Source organism: Sphingopyxis terrae subsp. terrae NBRC 15098, from assembly GCF_001598815.1.
Taxonomy (GTDB): domain Bacteria; phylum Pseudomonadota; class Alphaproteobacteria; order Sphingomonadales; family Sphingomonadaceae; genus Sphingopyxis; species Sphingopyxis terrae.
The window spans coordinates 32,312-55,725 of sequence record NZ_BCZQ01000005.1; the positions used below are offsets into that span (position 1 = coordinate 32,312).

The 23,414-nt window shown below is 65.7% G+C and carries 27 protein-coding genes and 1 tRNA gene; 9 read left to right on the plus strand and 19 right to left on the minus strand.

Features of this window, described 5'->3' with window-relative positions; genetic code table 11:
- Positions 1-16: 16 nt before the first annotated feature.
- Complete coding sequence (locus tag STE01S_RS04380; RefSeq protein ID WP_003043887.1) at positions 17-808, minus strand: SDR family oxidoreductase; 792 nt, start codon at positions 806-808, stop codon at positions 17-19.
- Between the two features lie 118 nt (positions 809-926).
- Between STE01S_RS04380 and STE01S_RS04385 the strand changes: the two genes are divergently transcribed.
- The 4 genes from STE01S_RS04385 to STE01S_RS04400 all read left to right on the plus strand — a co-directional run bounded on the left by STE01S_RS04385 (position 927) and on the right by STE01S_RS04400 (position 5,812).
- The gene (locus STE01S_RS04385) at positions 927-1,793 is read left to right on the plus strand and encodes an alpha/beta fold hydrolase (RefSeq protein ID WP_062765378.1); all 867 of its coding nucleotides are present in this window, start codon (positions 927-929) and stop codon (positions 1,791-1,793) included.
- 45 nt (positions 1,794-1,838) lie between these two features.
- Positions 1,839-2,567 carry an energy transducer TonB gene (locus STE01S_RS04390; RefSeq protein ID WP_255265878.1) on the plus strand — a complete coding sequence of 243 codons (729 nt, stop codon included), beginning with the start codon at positions 1,839-1,841 and terminating at the stop codon, positions 2,565-2,567.
- Between the two features lie 149 nt (positions 2,568-2,716).
- Positions 2,717-5,074 (plus strand): TonB-dependent receptor, encoded by a 2,358-nt coding sequence (locus STE01S_RS04395; protein WP_062765258.1) that lies wholly within the window; start codon positions 2,717-2,719, stop codon positions 5,072-5,074.
- A 54-nt stretch (positions 5,075-5,128) separates the two neighbouring features.
- The gene (locus STE01S_RS04400) at positions 5,129-5,812 is read left to right on the plus strand and encodes a Fe2+-dependent dioxygenase (protein ID WP_062765260.1); all 684 of its coding nucleotides are present in this window, start codon (positions 5,129-5,131) and stop codon (positions 5,810-5,812) included.
- Between the two features lie 13 nt (positions 5,813-5,825).
- Here STE01S_RS04400 and STE01S_RS04405 read toward each other — a convergent pair whose 3' ends face one another.
- The 5 genes from STE01S_RS04405 to STE01S_RS04425 all read right to left on the minus strand — a co-directional run bounded on the left by STE01S_RS04405 (position 5,826) and on the right by STE01S_RS04425 (position 9,045).
- Positions 5,826-6,773, minus strand: coding sequence for an FAD:protein FMN transferase (locus STE01S_RS04405; protein ID WP_120694141.1), 948 nt, complete (start codon positions 6,771-6,773; stop codon positions 5,826-5,828).
- An 11-nt stretch (positions 6,774-6,784) separates the two neighbouring features.
- Complete coding sequence (locus STE01S_RS04410) at positions 6,785-7,615, minus strand: DUF4198 domain-containing protein (RefSeq protein WP_062765263.1); 831 nt, start codon at positions 7,613-7,615, stop codon at positions 6,785-6,787.
- Between the two features lie 17 nt (positions 7,616-7,632).
- Positions 7,633-8,163 (minus strand): DUF2271 domain-containing protein, encoded by a 531-nt coding sequence (locus STE01S_RS04415; RefSeq protein ID WP_062765265.1) that lies wholly within the window; start codon positions 8,161-8,163, stop codon positions 7,633-7,635.
- Positions 8,164-8,172: 9 nt separating this feature from the next.
- Positions 8,173-8,814, minus strand: a complete 642-nt coding sequence (locus tag STE01S_RS04420; protein WP_062765268.1) for a PepSY-associated TM helix domain-containing protein — start codon at positions 8,812-8,814, stop codon at positions 8,173-8,175.
- A 141-nt stretch (positions 8,815-8,955) separates the two neighbouring features.
- A tRNA-Ser gene (locus STE01S_RS04425) sits at positions 8,956-9,045 on the minus strand.
- 238 nt (positions 9,046-9,283) lie between these two features.
- On the opposite strand from STE01S_RS04425, the gene STE01S_RS04430 reads away from it, so the two are divergent.
- Positions 9,284-10,057: a DUF1134 domain-containing protein gene (locus tag STE01S_RS04430; protein ID WP_003052374.1), complete on the plus strand. Its 774-nt coding sequence runs from the start codon at positions 9,284-9,286 to the stop codon at positions 10,055-10,057.
- Between the two features lie 108 nt (positions 10,058-10,165).
- Here STE01S_RS04430 and STE01S_RS04435 read toward each other — a convergent pair whose 3' ends face one another.
- Genes STE01S_RS04435 through petA form a run of 5 tightly spaced genes read right to left on the minus strand, consistent with a single transcriptional unit; the run spans position 10,166 to position 13,879 of the window.
- Positions 10,166-10,534 carry a DUF805 domain-containing protein gene (locus STE01S_RS04435; protein ID WP_062765271.1) on the minus strand — a complete coding sequence of 123 codons (369 nt, stop codon included), beginning with the start codon at positions 10,532-10,534 and terminating at the stop codon, positions 10,166-10,168.
- A 54-nt stretch (positions 10,535-10,588) separates the two neighbouring features.
- Positions 10,589-11,143 carry an adenine phosphoribosyltransferase gene (locus STE01S_RS04440; RefSeq protein ID WP_062765274.1) on the minus strand — a complete coding sequence of 185 codons (555 nt, stop codon included), beginning with the start codon at positions 11,141-11,143 and terminating at the stop codon, positions 10,589-10,591.
- Between the two features lie 37 nt (positions 11,144-11,180).
- Positions 11,181-11,993, minus strand: a complete 813-nt coding sequence (locus STE01S_RS04445; protein ID WP_003050484.1) for a cytochrome c1 — start codon at positions 11,991-11,993, stop codon at positions 11,181-11,183.
- Between the two features lie 31 nt (positions 11,994-12,024).
- Positions 12,025-13,308 (minus strand): cytochrome b, encoded by a 1,284-nt coding sequence (locus tag STE01S_RS04450; protein ID WP_003050481.1) that lies wholly within the window; start codon positions 13,306-13,308, stop codon positions 12,025-12,027.
- Positions 13,309-13,321: 13 nt separating this feature from the next.
- Positions 13,322-13,879, minus strand: a complete 558-nt coding sequence (petA, locus tag STE01S_RS04455; RefSeq protein ID WP_003050479.1) for a ubiquinol-cytochrome c reductase iron-sulfur subunit — start codon at positions 13,877-13,879, stop codon at positions 13,322-13,324.
- 214 nt (positions 13,880-14,093) lie between these two features.
- Here petA and STE01S_RS04460 point away from each other — a divergent pair, with 214 nt between their 5' ends.
- Both STE01S_RS04460 and hemF read left to right on the plus strand, forming a co-directional pair.
- Positions 14,094-14,552 (plus strand): tRNA (cytidine(34)-2'-O)-methyltransferase, encoded by a 459-nt coding sequence (locus STE01S_RS04460; protein WP_003050476.1) that lies wholly within the window; start codon positions 14,094-14,096, stop codon positions 14,550-14,552.
- Entirely contained in the window at positions 14,549-15,409 is an 861-nt protein-coding gene (gene hemF, locus STE01S_RS04465) for an oxygen-dependent coproporphyrinogen oxidase (protein WP_062765277.1), read from the plus strand. The genes STE01S_RS04460 and hemF overlap by 4 nt, the downstream gene beginning before the upstream one ends.
- A 60-nt stretch (positions 15,410-15,469) precedes the next feature.
- Here hemF and STE01S_RS04470 read toward each other — a convergent pair whose 3' ends face one another.
- Entirely contained in the window at positions 15,470-16,330 is an 861-nt protein-coding gene (locus STE01S_RS04470) for a hypothetical protein (RefSeq protein ID WP_162928200.1), read from the minus strand.
- 25 nt (positions 16,331-16,355) lie between these two features.
- Positions 16,356-17,099: a glycerophosphoryl diester phosphodiesterase membrane domain-containing protein gene (locus tag STE01S_RS04475; protein ID WP_058811773.1), complete on the minus strand. Its 744-nt coding sequence runs from the start codon at positions 17,097-17,099 to the stop codon at positions 16,356-16,358.
- A 128-nt stretch (positions 17,100-17,227) separates the two neighbouring features.
- Here STE01S_RS04475 and lipB point away from each other — a divergent pair, with 128 nt between their 5' ends.
- Both lipB and STE01S_RS04485 read left to right on the plus strand, forming a co-directional pair.
- Complete coding sequence (lipB, locus tag STE01S_RS04480; RefSeq protein WP_062765282.1) at positions 17,228-17,881, plus strand: lipoyl(octanoyl) transferase LipB; 654 nt, start codon at positions 17,228-17,230, stop codon at positions 17,879-17,881.
- Between the two features lie 9 nt (positions 17,882-17,890).
- Positions 17,891-18,220, plus strand: a complete 330-nt coding sequence (locus STE01S_RS04485; protein WP_062765285.1) for a hypothetical protein — start codon at positions 17,891-17,893, stop codon at positions 18,218-18,220.
- A gap of 23 nt (positions 18,221-18,243) precedes the next feature.
- On the opposite strand, the gene queE is transcribed toward STE01S_RS04485, so the two are convergent.
- The 6 genes from queE to STE01S_RS04515 form a co-directional block, all read right to left on the minus strand.
- The gene (gene queE, locus STE01S_RS04490) at positions 18,244-18,876 is read right to left on the minus strand and encodes a 7-carboxy-7-deazaguanine synthase (protein WP_062765288.1); all 633 of its coding nucleotides are present in this window, start codon (positions 18,874-18,876) and stop codon (positions 18,244-18,246) included.
- 3 nt (positions 18,877-18,879) lie between these two features.
- On the minus strand, positions 18,880-19,572 hold the full coding sequence (gene queC, locus STE01S_RS04495) for a 7-cyano-7-deazaguanine synthase QueC (protein ID WP_062765384.1): 693 nt from the start codon (positions 19,570-19,572) through the stop codon (positions 18,880-18,882).
- 185 nt (positions 19,573-19,757) lie between these two features.
- Positions 19,758-20,147 carry a hypothetical protein gene (locus STE01S_RS04500; RefSeq protein WP_242664720.1) on the minus strand — a complete coding sequence of 130 codons (390 nt, stop codon included), beginning with the start codon at positions 20,145-20,147 and terminating at the stop codon, positions 19,758-19,760.
- Between the two features lie 143 nt (positions 20,148-20,290).
- A complete protein-coding gene (hslO, locus tag STE01S_RS04505; protein ID WP_003050451.1) occupies positions 20,291-21,205 on the minus strand; it encodes an Hsp33 family molecular chaperone HslO in 915 nt (304 codons plus the stop codon).
- Positions 21,202-22,140, minus strand: coding sequence for an ornithine carbamoyltransferase (gene argF / locus STE01S_RS04510; protein ID WP_062765291.1), 939 nt, complete (start codon positions 22,138-22,140; stop codon positions 21,202-21,204). Before argF ends, hslO begins: the two co-directional genes overlap by 4 nt.
- Complete coding sequence (locus STE01S_RS04515; protein ID WP_062765294.1) at positions 22,137-23,324, minus strand: aspartate aminotransferase family protein; 1,188 nt, start codon at positions 23,322-23,324, stop codon at positions 22,137-22,139. Before STE01S_RS04515 ends, argF begins: the two co-directional genes overlap by 4 nt.
- Between the last annotated feature and the right edge of the window lie 90 nt (positions 23,325-23,414).

Consider the following 23,414-nt stretch of genomic DNA (forward strand, 5'->3'; position numbering starts at 1 on the left):
GCGTCCGCGGCGAGCCTCAGGCCATTCCGCGCGCCAGGTCGAGCCGCGATGCGTCGCCCACCTGGCTGCCGCCATCGCAGTCGAGGATCGTTCCGGTGATATAGCTCGCGGCCGGTGAGCAAAGGAAAACCGCCGATTCGGCGACCTCAGAAACCTTGCCCCAGCGCTTCATCGCGATGCGCGCATAATGCGCCTCGCGCGTCGCATCGTCGGGGGCGAGCCGCTTCATGCCCTCGGTGTCGGCGATCGGACCCGGCGAGATGCCGTTGACGCGGACATCGGGTCCCCATTCGAGCGCCAGCACCCGAACGAGCTGGTTGATCCCCGCCTTCGCCGCACAGGCGTGCGCCTGCAGCGCCGAGGCATTGACCGCCTGCCCCGCGGTGATCGCGATCAGCGAGGCACCCGGCGTATTGAGCAGATCGTGGCAGCCGCGAAACACGTTGAAGGTGCCGTTGAGATCGATGTCGACCACGGTGCGAAAGGCGTTAGCCGACATGCCGAGCACGGGCGCGAGGAAATTGCCAGCAGCGCCCGATATGACGATGTCCATCGGGCCAAACTTGTCCGCGACCGTCTCCATCACCCCGCGAATCGCGCCATAATCGCGCACATCGCCCGACAGCCCGATCGCATCATGGCCGATTTCGTCGGCGGCGCGGCGCGCCTTGTCGGGATCGCGCCCCGCGACGGCCACGCGCGCGCCGAGTTCGGCAAAGCGCTTGGCGATACCAAGGTTGATGCCGCTCGTGCCGCCCGCGACGAAAGCGGTCTTGCCGGCGAGCAGATTGTCGCGAAAACTGGTCATGGCCTCACTCTTCCCTTCGCTGTTTCAGCGCCTTCGCCTCGCGCCGCCGGCCCATGTGGGGTTGACGGATCGGATTCGGTCGCCTTTTGAAACGCAACCAGACAGCAAGGATGATCAGATGGCAAGTGGCCCCACGTCGCACTCCTACATCTCGCAGCGGTTGAAGCTGCACTATGTCGATTGGGGCAATGCCGACGCGCCGCCCTTGCTTCTCGTCCATGGCGGGCGCGATCACTGCCGCAACTGGGACTGGGTCGCCGAAAAGCTGCGCGATCGCTATCATGTCATCGCGCCGGACCTGCGCGGCCATGGCGACAGCGCCTGGTCGCCCGACGGCAATTACGACATGGACGCCTTCGTCTATGATCTGGCGCAGCTCATCCACCAGCTCGACCTGTCGCCGGTGACGATCGTGTCGCATTCGATGGGCGGCAATGTCGCATTGCGCTACACCGGGCTCTATCCGGACACGGTGGCCAAACTCGTCGCGATCGAGGGGCTCGGCCCCTCGCCCAAGCTGATCGCCGAACGCCTCGCAACGCCCGTCGCCGACCGGTTCCGCAAATGGATCGACGACAAACGGCAGGCGGCGGGCCGTTCGCCGCGCCGTTATCCGACGCTCGACGATGCGCTGGCGCGGATGATGGGCGAAAATGCCTATCTGACGCCCGAACAGGCGCGTCACCTGACCATCCACGGCATCAGCCGCAACGAGGATGGAACGTGGAGCTGGAAGTTCGACAATTATCTCAACATCTGGTCGGTTTTCGATCTGTCGCACGACGAAATCGCATCGCTGTGGGCCGAAATCACCTGCCCGACGTTGTTGCTCTATGGCGCCAACAGCTGGGCGTCGAACCCCGCGAAGGACGGTCGGATCGCGCATTTCAAGTCCGCGCAGGTGATCGAGTTCGAAAACGCCGGCCACTGGCTGCATCACGATCAGTTCGACCGGTTCATGTCCACGCTAGACGATTTCCTCTAATATCGCCTCCGAAGGCGCGCGATGGGCGCGTGCCGGGACCGGGCGATGGCATATAGCGGACAGCTTCCGGCGCGGCAGCGCGCTCTGGCAGGCGGCGGTGCGGCCCTGGCTGCGCTGCTGGTCGGCGCCGCGCTGGTCAGCAGCCTCGACATCGCGGTGATCCGCAAGGCCGGCGAGGTGATCAGTGCCATCGCACTCCCCGCCCCGCAACCTCCGCCGACACCCGCAGCCCCCGCCCCGGCACAGAGCGATGCGGCGAGCGGCAAAGCGTCGGCGGCGAACCGCTTTGCCAAGGCCGCGACGGTCGCAGCACCCAAGCCCCGGATCGTCCCGCCCGAGCCGCCTCCGGTCGCGGCGGCGCCGCAGCCCAGCAGCGGCAACGATCCATCGGCAGGCGCTACCCCGACCCCCGGCGCTGGATCGGGCGCCGGCGGACGCGGCGACGGCACAGGGGCCGGCGGTGCAGGCAGCGGCACCGGCGGCGGCACGCGCGCCGTCTGGCGCAGCGGAACGATCGAAGACGATGATTATCCCCGTGAGGCGCGCCGCGCGCGTATCGGCGGCGTCGTCGAAGTGCGCTTCACCATCGAGGCCAGCGGCCGGGTCAGCGGATGCCGGGTCAGCCGATCGAGCGGCGATGCCGCGCTCGATTCGACCACGTGCCGGCTGATCGAGGCGCGCTTCCGCTTCCGGCCCGCGACAAATGCGCGCGGCGAACCCGTCGCCAGCCCCTATGGCTGGCGGCAGAGCTGGTGGCTCGAGCCGCGGCATTAGGCCCTGCCCCGCAAGCGTAACCACGCCCCGATCATCGCCGCCCGCCGCGACAAATTTACGACATTATCGCGAACGATTCGCATTATTGTTGACTCTGCGAACGACTCTCAATAGCGGACCCCCAACAACAACCATAAGGGGGTAACACCGTGAAGCCTGTTTCTTTCCTCGCTCTCTCCTGCGTCGGCAGCCTCGTCAGCGCGCCCGCGCTCGCCGCGACCGCCGACGATGCGCAGGATGCGCCCGGCTATCGGGAGAATATCATCGTCACCGGCACCAACGGCGTCGCGGTGGAAACGCCCAAATCGACCGCGCCGATCGTCGATACGCCGCAGACCGTGACCGTGGTGTCGGAGGAACAGATCAGGCAGCAGAATCTGCTGACGCTGCGCGACGCGCTTTCGACGATTCCGGGCATCACCTTCGGCGCGGGCGAAGGCGGCGGCGGCTATGGTGATTCGATCAACCTGCGCGGCTATTCGGCCAGCAACGACATCACCGTCGACGGCGTGCGCGACAGCGCGCAATACAGCCGCACCGACCCGTTCAACCTCCAGCAGATCGAAGTCTACAACGGCGCCAACTCGGTCTTCAACGGGTCGGGAAGCGTCGGCGGGACGATCAATCTCGTCAGCAAGATCCCCTTCGCGCGCGATGCGACGACGGTGCAGGCCGCCGTCGGCACCGACAATTATTATCGGGCGGCGGTCGACAGCAACTGGCGGCTCAGCGACCTGATCGCGGTGCGCCTCAACGCCATGTATCATGAAAATGACGTGCCCGGCCGCGACGTCGAATCCTATCAGCGCTGGGGCATCGCGCCGTCGATCACCATCGGCGTCGACAGCGACACCAGCCTGACGCTCGCCTATATTCACCAGGATGACGACAACACGCCGATCTATGGCGTCCCCTATTTCCTAAGCGGCGTGAACGACGGCCCGCTGCCGGGCGTCGACGACAGCTCCTATTTCGGCATCGTCAATCTGGACGAACAAAAGACGAAGGTCGACCGCTTCACCGCGACCTTCCGCCACGCGTTCAGCGACGCCGTCTCGATCCGCAACCTCACGCGCTGGCAGCGCGTCCACCAATATAGCCAGACGAGCGCGCCGCAGGGTGTCTTCTGCCTCGCCAGCGGCTTGCAGCCCATCGGCGCGACGCCCGATGCCACCGTCGGCGTCCCCTGCCCCAGCGGCCAGGACATGGCGGGCTATTATTACCCGGCCGGGCCGCGCGGACTGGTCCGCGATCAGCTCAACGAACTGCTCTACAACCAGACCGACCTCACGATCGTCAGCGGCACCAAGGGCGGCGTCCACAACACGCTCGTCATCGGCGGCTCGCTGAGCCAGGAGGATTATTCGATCGAGGTCGCGCAATTGCTGCGCAACGCCGGCGGCGCAACGCCCAATCCCGTGCAGGGGCCGATCAGCCTGGCGAACCCCGACACCTATTGGTCGGGCCCGGTCAATTATGTCCGCACCGGCAACAGCTATGGCGATACGCGCGGCTGGGCGATTTACGCCTTCGACACGCTCGAGCTTTCACCGATGTTCGAACTGAACGCCGGGCTGCGCTATGAAAATTCGCGCGCCAAGTTCCGTGCGGATACGGTGACGACGCCCGCGACCGGCGCTGTCTACACCCGCGGCGCCGACCAGATCAGCGACGAAAATCTCTTTTCCTATCGCGTCGGCGCGGTGTTCCACCCGGTCGAAAATGTCAGCCTCTATGCCGCCTACGGCAACAGCAAGACGCCGTCGTCGGCGACGGTCCGGCTCGGCTGCGGCACCAATTGCGACGTCGCGCCCGAAACCGGCCGCACTTACGAGATCGGGGCGAAAGCCGAGCTCATGGACAAGAAGCTGCTGCTCACCGCCGCGCTGTTCCGCAACGAACGCAGCAATTACCGCGTGCCGTCGAACGACGCCTCGCTGCCCAGCTCGCTGCAGGTGCTCGACGGCAAGTCGCGCGTCGACGGCTTCGCGCTCGGCCTGACCGGCGCGATCACGCCCAACTGGTCGATCTTCGCCAATTACACCTACCTCGACGGAACGGTGCGGCAGAGCGTGTCGGACTATTGCCTCGCCAACCCCGGCGGCGGCACCTGCACCAACAGCGCCGCCCTGCCCGACCCGCAGGCGGGCGACCGCCTGATCCAGACCCCGAAACATTCGGGCAGCCTGTTCACCACCTACACGCTGCCGTTCGGGCTGCAAATCGGCTATGGCCTGACCTATCAGGGCAGCTTCGCGACCAGCCAGCGCAACATGGCGCAGCGCTCGCAATATTTCGTCGACGATTATCTGATCCACCGCGCGTTCGTGTCCTATGATTTCGGCAACGGCCTCGTGGCGCAGCTCAATGTGTCAAACCTGACCAACGAGGATTATTACACGGGCGTTCGCAACAATGTGAACAGCACGACCGGCATCGTCACCGGCGGCTGGGCGACGCCCGGCGAGGAACGCTCGGCGGTGCTGAGCCTCTTCTACAAATTCTGATCGACTCCGGGCGCGGCGATTGCCGCGCCCGGGCTTTTCGGCATAGTAACGCGCATGATCCGCATCATTCCCGACCTGATCGACGCCGCGGGCGTCAGGGCGCTCCGCACCATCCTCGATCGCGCCGACTGGATCGACGGCAACGAGACGTCGGGGCCGCAGGCGGCGCTGGCGAAACGCAACCAGCAGCTTCCCGAATTCGGCGACGCGGCGGTCGAGGCGGGCCGGATGGTGATCGACGCGCTCGGCCGCTCGCCGCTGTTCATGGCGGCGGCGCTGCCGCTCAAGATCTATCCCCCCTTCTTCAACCGCTATTCGGGCGGGGAGGCGTTCGGCGATCATATCGACAATGCCGTGCGGATGCGGCGCGGCACCGATTTCCGAATCCGCAGTGACCTGTCGGCAACGCTGTTTCTGGCCGACCCCGACAGCTATGAAGGCGGCGGCCTGGTCATCGAAGGAATGGGCGAGGCGCCCGGCCTCAAGCTTCCCGCCGGCCACCTGATCCTCTATCCGTCGAGCACTGTCCACCGCGTCGAACCGGTCACAAGCGGTGTCCGCGTCGCCAGTTTCATGTGGATCCAGTCGATGATCCGCGATCAGGCGCAGCGCAACCTGTTGTTCGACCTCGATCTGGGGGTTCAGGGCGCCGCAGCGGCGATGGGTCAGGGCGATCCGACGGTCGTCCGTCTGACCGGCGTCTATCACAATCTGCTGCGCCAATGGGCCGACGCCTGAACGCCTTGCGCTTCTAATCCAGCATCGCGCGCCATTCACGCGAGGCATATTCGCGGCCGTCCGCGATCATCGACGCCGCAAGGCCCTGCGCATCGGCAAGTGCCATGCCGCGCTCGGGACCGACGATGGTGAGCGCGGTTGCCCAGCCGTCGGCGATCATGCAGCTGCGATGCACCACCGTCACCGACGCTGCGCCGTTGACGATCGGGCGCCCGCTGCGCGGATCGAAGCTGTGCGAATAATGGCGGCCGCCGTCGGTAAAGCCGCGCCGGTAATTGCCCGAGGTTGCGACCGACAGGTCGTGCAGCGCCAGCCGCCAAGGCGCGAGCGACAGGCCGGGCGGCGGCTCGACATCGACCCACCAGGGCTGCCCGTCGGGCTGCACGCCCTCGCCGCGCAATTCGCCGCCGACCTCGATAAGAAAATGCCGCACCCCGCTCGCCAGCAGCTGCTCGGCAGCAAGATCGACGCCGAACCCCTTGGCGATCCCCGACAGATCGAGCGCCGCCCCCGTCCCGCGCCGGACGCGCGCCGTCGCGGCATCAAAGGCAATGTCGGGCGGCGCCTCGGGCGGCGCGATGTCGGGCGCCGCAGCGACCGGCCCGCCCGCACCGAAGCCCCAGCGCTCGGTCAGCAGGCCGAGCGCGGGATTGAACGCGCCGTCGCTCGCTTCGGCAATCGCGGTCGCCGCAGCCATCACGCACGCAAATTCGGGCGGGATCGCGCGCCATTCCCCCGCAGGCGCGCGGTTCAGGCGCGACAGGTCCGATTCCGCTTCCCACTGGCTCATCTGCCGCACGACGCGGTCCAGCGCGCGCCGGACGCCCTCGCCCGCCGAAGCCGGTGCGTCAACCGCCTGCAGCGACCAGCTGGTGCCCATCGTCCGCCCCGAAAAGCGGCGGACCGACGCCTCCGGACGGCGCGCCGCAAAGGCGGCGGGCGTCAGCGCCCGGGGGATCAATATCCGGTCCGTCAGGGCGCCATGACCTCAAGCGTCGTCACATAGCTTGCGCGGCGGGCAAGCGGCGGCGGGCCGCCCGCGCCGTCTTCGCGTTCCGCCTGCGGCGTGGTGACGTTGAGCCAGTACATGCCCGGTTCGGGCCAGTTGATCGCTACGGTGCCGTCGGCACCCGTCTTGAGATCGATCTGTCCCAACTGGTCGCGATAGCGGATACCGCCCGGGATCACCGTGACGGGCAGGCCCGCCGCGGGCTTGCCGTCGAGCAGGAACTGAAAGGTCGCGGTTTCGCCCGCGAACAGATCATTGGGGTGCGTCACCGGCACCAGCTCGATGCCCTTGCCGGTCGGGGTGAACAGCGTCGTCGTCGGCTCGCCCACCGTCACGAAAATTTCGTTGCGGTTGTTCGCCTCGGCGGTTCGCACGTTGGTCGCCCCGGCGGGCAGGCGCTCGGCCAGATTGGCCGCGGTCGTCCCGCGCGGCAGGCGTTCGGTCTTGCCGTCCAGATCATAGCTGCCCATCAGCATGTCGGCGACCGATGCGATGCGCCACGTTCCCTTCTGCGTCAGATGCACGTCGAAGGTGCTGCGATAGCGGCCCGTCGCCTTATTCTCGATCGACGCCTCGCTACCGTCGGGCGCCCATGCCTTTACCGCGTCGAGCCGCAGCGGCTGATGCTCGAAATAGAACAGGTCGTTCGAAACGGCGGCGTCGACCGTCACCCACACATCGTCGCCCGACAGCACGGTCGAGGACGGCAGCATCCACTGGCGGTGCGCCTGCGCGGGCGCTGCGGCGAAAAGGGCCAGCGCGGCACTCGCGGCGATCAGCAATCGGGTCTTCATGATCGGTCCTCTCTGGATCAACGGAAGGAAATCGAAACGGTGCCGAGTTCGGTCTTGCCCGCCGCGCGGCCCGCGGCCCCGGCTTTGGCGGGCCAGCGGAACGGAATGCGCAGCAACTCGCGCCCGCCGACTTCGCGCGCGGCCTCGATCACCAGGACATAATCGCCGGGCGCCTGCGCGCCGAGCTGGGCGCGGCTGAAGGCAATCTTGTGCGTACCCGGCGCACGCGTTGCGCCCGTTACGCCATTGGCCGGAAAGCGCATCGAACGGCCCGAGGCGCGCCACCACTGGCGCACGTCGCGCAGCCATTTGGTGCCCTCGTTATTCTTCATGTCATGGTCGTACCAGATCGCGACGGTCTTCGCGGGCGCGCCGGCCTTCTCGACCCAGATGGCGACATAGGGCCGATGATATTCGGCGACCTTGAGCTGGGGGATGGTGATGCTGACCTCCATCGTCCCCGGATCGGCGGCGAGCGCCGGGGCGGACAGCACCGCGCCGAGCCCCAGCGAGGCGCCGGTCAGGACGGATCGAAACTCGGTTTGCATGGCATCTCCTTAATGGATGAAGAGGATCGCGATGGCGGCGGGGATCGCCACCCCCGCGCCGACGAGCGGCCAGGTGCTCTTGCGCTTGGCCGAATGAAGCTGAAGCAGCACAAGCCCGGTCAGCGCGAACACCAGGCAGGCAAAGGCGAATATGTCGATGAACAGGCTCCACGCGCCGCCCGAATTGCGCCCCTTGTGCAGGTCGTTGAGATAGGAAATCCAGCCGCGGTCGGTGATTTCCGCGGTGGCGGCGCCCGTCGCGCGGTCGATCGCGACCCAGGCATCGCCGCCGGGACGCGGCGCGGCCATATAAACCTCGTCGGCGGACCATTCGGCTTCGCCCGCACGGACCGGAAAATTCGCCTCGACCCACGCCGCAACCGGTGCGGGCAGCTCCCCCTTGCCGTCCGCCGGGTCCGCCGCCGCCAGCGCTTCGAGCAGCGGCGCTGGCAATTGCGCGCTACGCTCGGCAACGCGCGGTGCCCCCTCGATATCGGCGGCATGGTTCAGCGTGAAGCCCGTTATCGCGAACAGCAGTAGCCCGCTCAGGCTGATCGCCGAGCTCATCCAGTGCCACATGTGAAGCTGTTTGAGCCAGAAGGCGCGGCGGCTCTTCTTGGTCGGCGTGCGCGTTGGGGTCGGTGCTTGCATGGAGGAGAGAGGCCCTTGAAATTTGGCCCTCACTATCGCGAACGATTCGCATTTACAACAGATAAGCAGGCGAAATTTGCGCGCATGTCCGCAGCCGCGGGCAATCGCCGCGGGATGACCGGGATGCGTGGATGGAAAAGGTGGCGGAGACGGAGGGATTCGAACCCTCGGTACGGTTCCCCGTACGACGCTTTAGCAAAGCGTTGGTTTCAGCCACTCACCCACGTCTCCGCATGGTCTGCCGCGCGAACGGCAGGTTGGCCTGAGCGGGCGCTATAGCCAGACCGATCCCGCCCCGCAACGCCTAACATTGGCCTTTTTGTCACTTATTCCCCTATTGGTCGGTCGAAATGATTCGGTCCGGCGCAAAATCGACTCAAGTCATCGCCCGTTCATTGCCGCGCCGACAGGATGAGTCATGGTTAACCCGGCTTGCGGCGCCCGAAGCCGCCGATTTTTGGGGGAATATATGCGGAATGCGCTTACCAATATTGCCGTTGCGGCGGTCGCCTCGATCGGGCTGATGCTCGCCGGGCCGGCGGCGCACGCGCAGATGACATCGGTCGATCCCAATACGGCGATCGATTCCGACCTCAACAATCCGGCGCCCCCGCCGTCTCCCCCGCCGGCCACGACGACGAGCGACCCGTCGCTCGACAGCGACCTTGCCACGGGCGCCGAGCAATATTCGGTCACCTCGCCCGATACGGGCACGACCACCGCTGCGCCTGCAACCGGGACGGCGGCCGCCGACGACACCACAACCTACAAGGAAGACGATCTGATCGGCGCTGCCGAAGGCGTCTTCGGCAAGGGTGCGCAGGGCCTCGCCGGCCTCATCGAAGATATTCTGAAGAAGCAGGGCGAACCCAACGCCTATATCGTCGGCCGCGAAGCCGGCGGCGCGCTCGGCATCGGGCTGCGCTATGGGTCGGGCACGCTGTACCACAAGATCGAGGGCGAACGCCCCGTCTACTGGACGGGCCCCTCGATCGGCTTCGACGCGGGCGCCAATGCCGGCAACACCTTCGTGCTGGTCTACAATCTGTTCGACAGCGAGGATCTCTACAAACGCTATCCGGCAGGCGAAGGCGCCGCCTATCTCGTCGGCGGCTTCAACGCGAGCTATCTGCGCCGCGGCGACGTGGTGCTGATCCCGATCCGCGTCGGCGTCGGCGCGCGGCTCGGCGCCAATATCGGCTATATGAAATTCCGCAAAAAACAGAGCTGGGTGCCCTTCTGAAGCACCCGCCACTCCCAACGGGCGATGGGCCCGCGTCTCCGGACGCGGGCCTTTTTCTTTTGGAGAAAGCCGCGTTGCTATGCGGTGGGACAGGGCTGGAATCGGCCCTTAAGCAGACTCTAGCTCAATCTTCTGATCCGCCTTTCGGGGCACGATCCATCCGAATATCACCGGCACCAAGCTGATGATTGATCCGCCGATGTTGAAAGTTACATGATCCGAAAGATGCCATGTTGGTCCGATGCCAAACTGGAGGATCATCAAAAGCAACCATGCAGTGGATAGCTTCGTATCGCGAAGGCGATGATACGTCATTATCGTCAGGGCAATCGAGGCAACGAATGCGACGAGAAAGATAAACCACGCGGGAATGCCGATATTTACCGACGCTAAAGCAACGCAAGTAATTGCTACAAGAGCTGCCGAACCAATCCGGTAGCGCGACCTCTCCCCGTAGCGTCTCATATTCATCGGCATCAATGACAACCTAAGATATGATCCGCCCGCTTCCCACCCCAAAACCGCCGTGCCTCAGTCGCCGTCGAAGGCGATCAGCGTTTCGCACGCAAGGCCCGCGGCCTTGAGCCGCTGCGAGCCGCCGAGGTCGGGAAGGTCGATGACGAACAGCGCCGCGGCGACGTCGGCGCCGACGCTGCGCATCAATTCGGCGGTCGCGAGAATGGTCCCGCCGGTGGCGAGCAGATCATCGACCAGCACCACGCGGTGACCCTCGGTGACGGCGCCTTCGTGCAGTTCGAGCCGGTCGGTGCCATATTCCAGTTCATAGTCGACGCCGATGGTCACGCCGGGCAGCTTGCCGGCTTTGCGCACCGGCACCAGCCCGATACCGAGCGCGGTTGCCATCGCCGCGCCGAACAGAAAACCGCGCGCCTCTACCGCCACGATCAGGTCGGGGCGATAGCGGGCGGCGCGGTCTGCCAGGCGGCGGACGCTTTCGGAAAAGCCCGCCGCGTCGCCGATCAGTGTCGTGATGTCGCGAAACTGGATCCCGGGTTTCGGGAAATCGGGGATCGTGCGCACGAGCTCCGACAGGTCAAGGTCGGGACGCGGCGGAAGGGCGATCATCGTCGACCGCCCTTCGCTATGCCCGCGTCCCCGATCCTCAATGTTCCTTGCCGGCCCAGATGTTCCGGTACGACAGATAAGCAAGGATGGTGAAGATCAGAAGGTAAAGGAACACGGCCCAGCCGGTCCACACGCGCTTCACCAGCTTGGGTTCGGCCGTCCACACCAGGAAGGCGGTCACGTCCTTCGCCATGCTCTTGAGGTCGTTCGGCGAACCGTCGGCGAAGGTCACCTGACCATCGGCCAGCGGCGGTGCCATCGCGAGGTTGAGGTTCGCGAAATAGGGGTTGTAGTGCAGACCGGTCGCCGGCTGCAGTTCCTTCGGCAGGTTCGCCGGCGGGTTCTGGAAGCCGGTGATCAGCGAATAGACGTAATTCTTGCCGTCTTCGCGCGCCTTGGTGATCAGCGAAAGATCGGGCGGCAGCGCATTGTTGTTCGCCGCGCGCGCCGCGGTTTCGTTCGCATAGGGCGCCGGGAAGTGATCCGACGGCAGGCCGGTGCGCGTCGCCGGTTCGCCCGTATCGGGGTTGATCGACGGGATATTGTCATAGCTTTTGGCGAAGCTCTTCACCTGACCCTCGGTATAGCCGAGTTCGGCGATGTCGCGGAACGCGACGAGGTTCAGGCTGTGACAGGCCGAGCACACTTCCTTGTACACCTGCATCCCGCGCTGCAGCTGGGCCTTGTCCCAATGGGGGAACATGCCGTCGCTGGCGAGCGCGAGGTGGCGCGGGTGCTTGTGGAATTCATGCACCGCGTTGGGCTCGTTCGAGAGCGGCGTAGTGAAGATCGCGCACAGCAGCGCCAGGATGAAACCCAGGCCGACGAGAAATCCGAGCGGACGAACCATGGCTGTATCAGCTCCTATAAAAGTCCGGCGCTCAGGCCGTTGCCGGGGCCGACGACGCGTCGGCATTCTTGGCGAGGACCGCCTCGGTGATCGAATTCGGCATCGGAAGAGGCCGTTCGATCCGCGAGATGATCGGCAGGATGATCAGGAAGTGCGCGAAATAATAGGCCGCGCACAGCTGGCTGAGGATCACATAGGGCTGCTCCGCCGGGCTCTTGCCGCAATAGCCCAGGATGAACACGTCGACGACGAGGATCCAGAAGAAGATGCGGTTGAGCGGACGATAGTTCGACGACTTCACCGGCGAGCTGTCGAGCCACGGCAGGAAGAAGAGCAGCGCGATCGCCGCGAACATCGCGATGACGCCCCACAGCTTCGCATCGATCCACAGGAAGTTGAAGGTGAAGGCGCGCAGGATCGCGTAGAACGGCCAGAAATACCATTCGGGAACGATGTGCGCCGGCGTCGAAAGCGGGTTCGCCGGGATATAATTGTCCGGGTGACCGAGCAGGTTGGGGCTGAAGAAGGTCAGGGCGACGAAGATCATCAGGAACACGCCAAGGCCGAAACCGTCCTTCGCGGTGTAATAGGGGTGGAACGGGACGGTGTCCTGTTCGTCCTTCACCTCGATACCGGTCGGGTTCGACGACCCCGGGATATGCAGCGCCCAGATGTGCAGGATGATGACACCCGCGATCACGAAGGGCAGCAGATAGTGGAGCGAGAAGAAGCGGTTGAGCGCGGCGTTGTCCGGCGCAAAACCGCCGAGCAGCCAGACGCGGATCGGATCGCCCACGGCGGGTATCGCCGAGAAGAAGCCGGTGATCACCTGCGCGCCCCAGAAGCTCATCTGGCCCCAGGGAAGGACATAGCCCATGAAGGCGGTCGCCATCATGAGGAGGAAGATCACGACGCCGAGCAGCCACACCATTTCGCGCGGCGCCTTGTACGAACCGTAATAAAGGCCGCGGAAGATGTGCAGATAGACGACGATGAAGAACATGCTCGCGCCGTTCATATGCGCGTAGCGGAGGAACCAGCCGGCGTTCACGTCGCGCATGATATGCTCGACCGAGTTGAACGCGACGCCCGCATTGGCGGCATAATGCATCGCCAGCACGATGCCGGTGATGATCTGGATCGCCAGCGCGGCCCCGGCGAGGACGCCGAAGTTCCAGAAATAGTTGAGGTTGCGCGGCACCGGATAGCCGGCCCCGATCGCATTATAGACGAGACGCGGCAGCGGCAGCTTCGCGTCGAGCCACTTCATCAGCGGCTGCTGGGGTTCATAGTTCTTGGCCCAGGGAAAGCTCATCTTATCTCGCTCCTCAGCCGATCGTCACGACGGTGTCGCTGTTGAATTCATAAGGCGGCACGAACAGATTCTTCGGCGCCGGGCCTTTGCGGATACGCGCCGCGGTGTCGTAGTGCGAACCGTGGCACGGGCAGAAATAGCCGCCATAATCGCCGCGCGGCTCGCCCTCGGCGGCGCCGAGCGGCACGCAGCCCAGGTGGGTGCAGACGCCCAGCGTGATCAGCCAGTTTTCCTTGCCGGGCTTGGTGCGCTCGTCGAGCGTCTGCGGATCGCGCAGGTCGCTTAGCGGCACCTTCTTCGCCTCGGCGATTTCGACGGGCGTCAGGTTGCGGACGAACACCGGCTGCTTGCGCCAGCTCGTCTTGATCGCCTGACCCGACTGGATCGCGGAAATGTCGATTTCGGTCGACGACAGCGCCAGCACGTCCGCCGACGGATTCATCTGGTTCACCAGCGGCAAAACGACGGTGGCCGCACCAACACCCGCGAAGCTGACCGCCGCGATATTGATGAAGTCCCGGCGCCGCACGCCATCCTCGATGCCGGCGTTGAGATTGGATTCACTGGCCATTCGATTGCCCTTGCGCTGGGTGAACTGACAATGGTTCTCGGAAAACTGGCCACCCCGTTTTACGCGCGCAAAGCGTCGCAAATCCCGGCGGCCCCTCCGGGAATTGCGGGCCTGATAGCCGCACACAACAGCCTTGCCAACAGGCAATTTCCGCTTTGTGACCGCTATGTTGCCCCCTCTCGATTCCGCAGGCGCGCGAAGCTAAGGCGGAGCGATGCAAATCGCCCTGTTTCAGCCCGACATCGCCGGTAACGTCGGCACCATCCTGCGCACCGCGGCCTGCTTCGGGGTTCCGGCGCACATCATCGAACCGTGCGGCTTTCCTTTTTCCGACCAGGCGCTGCGCCGCGCCGGAATGGATTATGCCGCGCGCGCCAATGTGCGGCGCCACGCCGATTGGGCGGGCTTCGGCGACTGGAACCGCGCCGACGGCGGGCGGCTGGTGCTGATGACCACCGCGGGCGCGACCGCCCTGCCCGATTTCGTGTTTCAGGAGGGCGACGTGCTGCTGCTCGGCGCGGAGTCGTCGGGCGTTCCCGCGCATGTCCATGCCGCCGCGGCGGCGCGGGTCGCGATTCCGATGCGGCCGGGCTTTCGGTCCTTGAATGTCGCGGTCGCGGCTGGCATCGCGCTGGCCGAGGCACTCCGGCAGACGAAAGGCTTTGCGTCATGATTTCGCTCGATCCCCAGCAACAGGCGGCGCGCGACTGGTTCGAGTCGCTGCGCGACCGGATATGCGCCGCGTTCGAGGCAATCGAGGCCGAGGCGGGCAGCGACGCGCGTTTCGCCTATACGCCGTGGGACCGCGAGGCCGAAGGTATTGCGGCGGGCGAAGGCGGCGGCGGCGTGCGCGGGGTGATGACCGGCCGGGTTTTCGAAAAGGTCGGGGTCAATGTCTCGACCGTCGCGGGCGAGTTCGCGCCCGATTTCGCCCAATCGATCAACGGCGCCGAAAGCGACCCGCGCTTCTTCGCCACCGGCATCAGCCTCGTCGCGCATATGGCCAATCCGCATGTTCCGGCGGTGCATATGAATACCCGCTTCCTCACCACGACGAAGCGGTGGTTCGGCGGCGGCGCCGACCTCAATCCGCCCATCCCCTATGCCGAGGACACCGACGCCTTTCATGCGCGGCTGCGCGCCGCCTGCGCGCCCTTCGGTCCCGATGCCTATGCCCGCTATTCGAAATGGGCGGAGGATTATTTCTATATCCCGCATCGCGGCGTCCATCGCGGCGTCGGGGGGATATTCTACGACCATCTCGAATGCGCCGACGATGCGGGCTTCGACCGCAACTTCGAATTCACCCGCGCCGTGGGCGAGGCCTTCCTCGACATCTTCCCGCAGATCGTGCGCCGCCGGATGAACCAGCCCTTCACCGACGCCGAGCGCGAGGAGCAATTGGTGTGGCGTGGGCGCTACGCCGAATTCAACCTCGTTTACGATCGCGGGACGTTATTCGGGCTCAAGACCGGCGGCAATATCGACGCGATCCTGATGAGCCTGCCGCCCCTCGCCAAGTGGAGCTGACGAAAAAGGGGCGCCGCGTCGGCCGCGGGCGCCCCTGATTCTTGCGATATTGACCGTCGATCAGGCGAAAACGCTGCCCGCATCGACGGGCCCGAGCGCGCGGTAGATGCCCGCCGGAATCCCGACCTGCAGATAGGCGACGGGAATGCTCATCACGATGCTGCCGACGATCAGTCCGACCATCGATCCCGCGCCCGGCATCCCGCCGCTCGCAAAGACCGAAAAGCCGACCACCGCGCCAAGGATCATCGCAATCACCAGGAAGGCGATGCCCAGCAGGATGAAATAGGCGAAGATCTTCCACTGTGCCGCGCCGGTGATCCGCCACGATTCGGACAGGCCGGTCAGGACATTGAAGGTCCGCTTGTCGGCCATGATCGGCCCGGTGCAGCACAGCCGCGCCGCGAGCCAGACGATGAACAGCAGGAACAGCGGCACCAGGATCAGCATCGCGAAACCCATCCCCGCCAGCGCCGATTCGCTCGGCTGGCGGCCGCTGAGCAGCGCCGGCGCAACGGCGCCGCCGAAGAGCAGAAAGCCGATGATGCCGATCACGAAGAGGATCGCCGCCGTGAAAAGGAGCACGGGCAGCGCGGCCACCAGCCCATAGCTCAGCGCACCGCCGACATTTTCCTGACCGTCGCTGAAGCCCAGTCGCCACGAAGCGAAATAGCTACCGGTCTGGAGGATGTAATTGACCAAGCCGAGCAGGATCGCAAAACCGCTGAACGCGGCGAAAGCCCCTGCCCCGCTCGTCATCCGCGCCGGATCGAAGGCGGCCATGCCGCCGCCGAGCGCGAGTTGCAGGATCAGCGGCACCGCAATGCCGACGCCGATCAGCGCGATGGCATGCTCGGCGGCGCGGCCGCTGAAAAAGCCGGTCGCATAGGACCAGGCCTGACTGATGCTGATATTATTCACATCCATTCTCCCCTGTTGGACATGGTCAGGCGAAGATATCCCCCGCCTGGGTTGTCGCCAGCTGCCGATAGGCGGCCGCCGAAATCGCGATCGAGATCATCGTCGCGACGAGCCCGAAGCCCGCTTCGACCAGCCCGCCGAGCATCTTGCCCACGCTGCCCGCGCCGCCGATCATGCCGACCAGCCCGCCCACCAGCGATGCCGCGATGATGACGACCAGCGTGACGAGAAACAGGAAGAGGAAAATGCGCCAGCCATTGCCGCGCGTCATCTGCCAGCTTGTCGCGATCACCTCGACCGGATTGCGGATCGCGCGGTCGGCGACCAGCGGCGCGACAAAAGCGAGCCGCCCGATCAGATAAAGCCCCGGAATGATGAGCAGCAGAAAGCCGACGCCCAGCATCAGGCCGGTCAATATCTGCACCGCCAAAATGGTGAGCAGCATCGACGCGGCAAAGCCCAGCGCCTCGCCGACGCTGGTGCTCGACCGCGACAGCCACAGGCGCATGATCGCCACCGTCCCGAACATCGTGAACAGCGCAACGCCGATCTGATACGGCAGCATCTGCAGGATATTCTGCTGCATCGCGGCGGTCAGCTGGTCGATCGTCGCTTCGGCGGGCGGCTCGATCGGCGCCGGGCCGAACCAGGCCACCGCAAGCGCCGGCAGGAACAGAAAAACCGCCGCGATGGTGCCGGTGAGCGGGCGGTGTGCCTTCAAAAGCTGAATGGCATCGTCCCACGCCGCGCCCATATCGAATTTTGCCATTGATACCCCGTCATTTATCGCTTCGGATTGGCGCCGAACCTGACCGGCTTCGCGGCCAAAGTCCAGCCCCGTTCGGCGCGGATGCCGCCCCCTTGCGCTTCGCGCCCGCGCGGGGCAGAAGCCGCGCGATGCCCGCGCTCCCGCCTCCCGAATGGACCGTTTCGCCCGGCCTTGTCGATTATCCCGCCGCGCTTGCCGATATGGAGGCGCGCGCCGCCGCGATCCACGCCGGCACGGCGGGCGAGCGCATCTGGCTGCTCGAACATCCGCCGCTCTATACCGCCGGGACGAGCGCCGACCCCGCCGAGCTGCTCGACCCGCGTTTTCCGGTCTATGACGCGGGTCGCGGCGGGCGCTACACCTATCATGGTCCCGGCCAGCGCGTCGGCTATGTCCAGCTCGACCTCGCGCAGCGCGGGCGCGACGTGCGCGCTTATGTCCATGCGCTCGAAGGCTGGGTGATCGACGCGCTCGCGCGGCTCGGCGTCGCGGCGCGCCGCGCCGAAGGGCGGATCGGCATCTGGACCGACGATCGCGACGGCCGTGAGGCCAAGATCGGCGCGATCGGCGTCCGCGTCCGGCGCTGGGTCACGCTCCACGGCTTTTCGCTCAACGTCGCGCCCGACATGACGCATTTCGGCGGCATCGTGCCATGCGGCATCGCCGAATTTCCGGTGACGAGCCTGGCGGAGCTTGGCCGTCCCGCCGATTTCGCCGCTGTCGACGCCGCGCTCGCCGATGCCCTTCCGGCCTTTCTCGACAAGATCGCGGCCAGCGATTAGGACCGGCACATGACGCGGATCATCCTCACCTCGCTCCTCGCCCTGTCGCTCGCCGCCTGCGGAGGCAGCGAAGGCAGCAAGACCACGACCAAGCTCGACGCGGTCGAAGTCGAACCCGGCACGATCAGCGACTCGATGATCGTCCTCGACGATGCGGCGAGCGACGGCACCGCGGTCGACAGCAGCGTGCCCGGCAGCGATTCCAAAAAGACCGACAGCAAGGCCGACGACGAAAGCGCCGACAGCAGCAGCAGCGATAGCGCGCCCGCGGATCAGAGCGACAATCCCGACGCCGTCCCCGCTCCGGCGGCAAAGAAGGCCCAGGTCGACAGCCAGTAGGGCGGTCGCCGCAGTCTCTTCGCTCAGCGCAGCCCCAGCGTCTTGTGCGTCTGCAGCGACAGACGCCAGCGCGGATCGCGCATCACCAGATCGATACAGTGCCGGACATTGTCCGCGGCATTGGCATCGTCGAGCGGCTGGATCAGCCGGTGCGCGAAATCGAGTTCCGCCAGCCGTTCGACATCGCTCCCCGACTGCGGCCACACCAGCTTGAGTTCGTCGCCGCTCGTCTGGACCAGCTCGCTGCCCGCCTTGGGGCTGATGCAGATCCAGTCGATCAGCCGCGGCACCGGCAGCGTGCCGTTGCTTTCGATCGCGACGGTGAAGCCCTCGCCATGCAGCGCCTCGATCAGCGCATCGTCGACCTGCAACATCGGCTCGCCGCCGGTCAGCACGACATAGCGGTCATCTTGCGCCGCCCCCCATGTTTCGCCAATCCGCTCCGCCAGCGCCGCGGCATCGGCATATTTGCCGCCCAGCGTCCCGTCGGTGCCGACGAAATCGGTATCGCAGAATTTGCAGATCGCCTTGGCGCGGTCCTGCTCGCGCCCCGTCCACAGGTTGCAGCCCGCAAAGCGGCAGAAGACAGCGCGACGTCCGGCCTGCGCGCCCTCGCCCTGCAGCGTCAGGAATATTTCCTTGACCGCATAGGCCATGGGTCAGGCCTCGACGGCGTAGCGCGTCGGGTCGGCGAGCCCGGCGTCGGCGAAGCCCTTGCGGCGCAGGCGGCAACTGTCGCACAGCCCGCAATGCAGCCCCTCGGGCGTCGGGTCGTAACAGGACCAGCTCATCCCCGCATCCATGCCGAGCCGCGCCGCCTCGGCCGCGATGTCGGCCTTGGTCATATGCTGCAGCGGCGCGTGGATCGTGAAATCGACCCCCTTGTCGCCGTCGCGCGTCGCGAGCTGCGCGAGATGCTGGAAGCCCGCGATGAATTCGGGGCGGCAATCGGGATAGCCCGAATAATCGAGCGCGTTGACGCCGATGAAGATGTCCTGCGACCGCCGCGCTTCGGCGAGGCCAAGCGTCAGCGACAGGAAGATCAGGTTGCGCGCGGGAACATAGGTGACGGGAATATCCTCGCCCACGCCGTCCTTCGGCACATCGATGTCGGCGGTCAGCGCCGACCCGCCGAAGCGCCGCAGATCGAGCGGCAGCACGATATGCTCGGCCGCGCCCACCGCCGTCGCAATCCGCGCCGCCGAGTCCAGCTCGACGCGGTGCCGCTGGTTGTAATCGACGGTCAGCGCGACAATCCGCGCCCCCGCCTCGCGCGCCAGTCCTGCGCAAACCATCGAGTCCAGACCGCCCGACAGAAGGACGATCACCGTTTTTCCGGAAAGATCCTGCATCGCCGCGCGATACGCCCGCGTCGCGCTTCGCGCAAGACCGCGATTTGTGCGGCGCACCAAAGAAAATGGGCCGCGCGTCGTTCGACGGGCGGCCCAGTGCGGCATGAATGCCGTTAGGGAGAAGGACACACATCGGCGTGTCGCAATCGCCCTTCTAGCGAAGGATGGTTAACAAAGGGTTTGCTTCAGCAACCGCCGGCGCGGCGCGCCTCGATCGCCTGCGAGAAGGGCTTGCCGTCGGCGATGCCCTGCGTGTCGATCTGGACGAGCCGGTTCGTTTCGCTGCGGATCGTGGTGCGGCCATGCCCGGCGCCGGGGCAGGTATAATGCACCGTCACCGATGTCGGCGTATCCTCGATCACATAGCGCGAGCAGGTCGCGCGCGGATGATAGACCTGGATCAGGCGGCGCGCGTCGCCCAGACATACGGTCTGGAGCACCGCATCCTTGCCGCGCTCACGCAGCTGCCAACTGCCCTTTTCCAGCCGGTCGAGCATGGCCAGCGTCGGCGCCTGCGCAGGCACCGCGCTCGCCGCTCCGGTCAGGGCAAGCGCCATCGCCGATATGCGAAACATGGGAGAGAAGATCGTCATTTGCACCTTGTCCACCGGCCGTTCCGTGTGGAACGGCAACGACCCCTGCACATCACCTAATCATCAAACCCGCGTATTTCAACCATTCAGCGCACGCCTGCCTCGCTTCATCGACGGCCCGTGCGTCAGTGGCGCGTCGCGATCTCGTCTAGCGGGACGGGGAACAGCCGCGAACAAAAGGCACAATCGACCTGGATGATCCCGTCGTCGTCGGCCATTTCCTGCCGTTCGGCTTCGGGAAACTGTGCCAGAACCCGCGCATAATGGTCGATGTTGCAGCGACAGCCGCGCGACACCGCCACGCCGGGTTCGACGCGCACTTCCTCTTCGTGGAACAGCCGCCACGCCAACGTTTCCAGCGAAGCCGCGGCGTCGGTCAGTTCCTCGTCCTTCAGCGTCGCCGCAATCGTGCGCGCATGTTCCCATTCGGGATGATCGGCGCGCGCTTCGATCCGGTCGCGCCCGACCTCGCCGTCGGGCAGATGCTGCAGCAGCAGACCCCCGGCGACGCAGCCCAGCTCCGCGTCGTGCCGCGCGCAAAGCCGGACGAGGCTCGGTATCTGTTCGGACTGCTCGAAATAATGTTCGGCGGCATCGGCGATCGACGATCCTTCGAGCGGGACGATCCCCTGCCAGCGCTCGCCGCTCACCGCCTGATCGAAGGTGATCGCCAGAAAACCCTCGCCGAACAGACCGAACAGCGTCGGGTCGGGTCCGACTTCGGCCAGCCGTTCGGCATCGAACTTCAGATAGCCACGCAGCTCACCAGCGCGATAATCGCAGACGAGCAGATCGACGGGGCCGCCGCCGGTCTGCGCCTGCAGCGTCATCTGGCTTTCATCGTCCTTGAGCGTCGAACCGAGCAGCACGGTCAGCACCAGCGCCTCGGCGAGCAGCTTTTCCATCACCGGCGGATAGCTGTGCGCCGCCATGATGCGGTTGAGCACCGGCCCCAGCCGCACGAAGCGGCCGCGGACATGCCGCTCGGCGATGGTGAAGATCAGCGGTTCGTCGAACCAGGTTTCGCGCGTCTCGCTCACAATTTCCCCAACGCCCACAAAAGAACCGATTTCTGTGCATGGACGCGGTTTTCCGCCTCGTCCCACACGCGCGACTGCGCGCCGTCGATCACCGCATCGACCACCTCTTCGCCGCGATGCGCGGGCAGGCAGTGGAGGAACAGCGCATCGCCCTTCGCCTTGCCCATCAATCGCTCGTCGACCTGATAGGGCGCCATTGCGGCCAGCTTGTTATGCGCATGGTCCTGCCCCATCGACACCCAGGTATCGGTGACGACGATGTCGGCGCCCGCCACCGCCTCGGTCGCGTCGCGCACGATATCGATCCGCGCGCCCTGCGCGCGCGCCGCCTCGACGAAGCGCATGTCGGGGTCATAGCCCTGCGGCACCCCGGCGCGGACGTTGAAACCGAACAGTCCCGCTGCCTCGATCAGCGAGGCGAGTACATTGTTGCCGTCGCCAAGCCACGCGAGTTCAAGGCCGGGCAAGGCCTTGCCGCCCTCGACGATCGTCAGCAGGTCGGCGACGATCTGGCAAGGGTGCGACAGGTCGGTCAGCCCGTTGATAACGGGGACGCTGGCATATTCGGCCAGCTCCTCGAGCTTTGCATGATCATCGGTGCGGATCATGATCGCATCGACATAGCGCGACAGGACGCGCGCCGTATCGGCGATCGTTTCGCCGCGGCCGATCTGCATCGACCCCGCTTCCATCACCATCGCGCTGCCGCCGAGCTGGCGGATCGCCATGTCGAACGACGCGCGCGTGCGGGTCGAATTCTTCTCGAAGATCATCGCCAGCACATGACCCGCAAGCGGCGCGTCGGCGTCGACCCGGCCCTTGGGCCAGGCCGCGCGCGCCGTCTTGCGGTCGATCGCATCGGCGAGCATCGCCGCGATGGCATCCCCGCCCGCGTCGGACAGGTTCAGGAAATGCCGCAGCGCAGGTGCGCTCATGCTTCCGGCGGCGTGTAGCTCGCCGCCCCCGCCGACAGTTTCTCGATGCATTCGTCGATATGACCCTGCTCGATGTTCAGCGGCGGCAGGATGCGCACGACATTGTCGCCCGCCGCGACCGTCAGCAGCCCGTGATTGTCGCGCAGATGCGCGACGAAGGCACGGCTGTCGGACTTCATCTTGATGCCGAGCATCAGGCCCATGCCGCGGATGCTTTCGAACAGATGATCGTGATTGGGGATAAGCTGTTCGAGCGCGCCGCGCAGCCGCTCGCCCGTCGCCTTGACCTGATCCATGAAGCCATCCTCCAGGATCACGTCGAACACCGCCTGCCCCGCCGCCATCGCCAGCGGGTTGCCGCCATAGGTCGATCCATGCGTGCCGATGACCATGCCGCGCGCCGCCTTTTCGGTGGCAAGGCAGGCGCCGAGCGGGAAGCCGCCGCCGATGCCCTTTGCGGTCGCCATGATGTCGGGCGCGACGCCGAACTGTTCATAGGCATAAAGCGATCCGGTGCGCGCGACGCCGCACTGCACTTCGTCGAACACCAGCATCAGGTCGCGTTCGTTGCAGATGTCGCGCAGCCCCTGCAGGAAGGGTTGCGACGCCGGGCGGATGCCGCCTTCGCCCTGCACGGGCTCGAGCAGGAAGCCCGCCGTGCTGTCGTCGACCAGATCGAGCGCGGCGTTGAGGTCGTCGAAGGGCGCATAGGCAAAGCCCGGAAGCAACGGATCGAAGCCCTTGCGCAGCTTGTCCTGATTGGTCGCCGAGATCGTGCCGAGCGTGCGGCCGTGGAAGGCATTGTTGAAGGTGATGAGCGTATGCTTGTGCGCGTTGCCGGCGCTCGAATGATAGGCGCGCGCGGTCTTGATCGCGCATTCGACCGCCTCGGCGCCCGAATTGGTGAAGAACACCGTATCGGCGAACGTATTGTCGACCAGCCGCTGCGCAAAGGCTTCGCCCTGCGGGCTGCCATAGAGGTTCGACACATGCATCAGCGTCGCCGCCTGATCCTGGATCGCCTTCGTCAGATGCGGATGGCCGTGACCGAGGAGGTTAACCGCGATACCGCTCGCGAAATCGAGATAACGCTCGCCGCGCTCGCCGATCAGATAGGCGCCCTCGCCTCGCACCGGACGCACACCGCACCGGGGGTAAACGGGCATCAGCGGCGTGATCGACATATCGGGCACCTTTCCAAAAAGCCTAAAGTAAAAAGGCGACCCCAAAGCGGGCCGCCCTTGCACGGGCCGCCCCTATACCGCCGCCGCCAG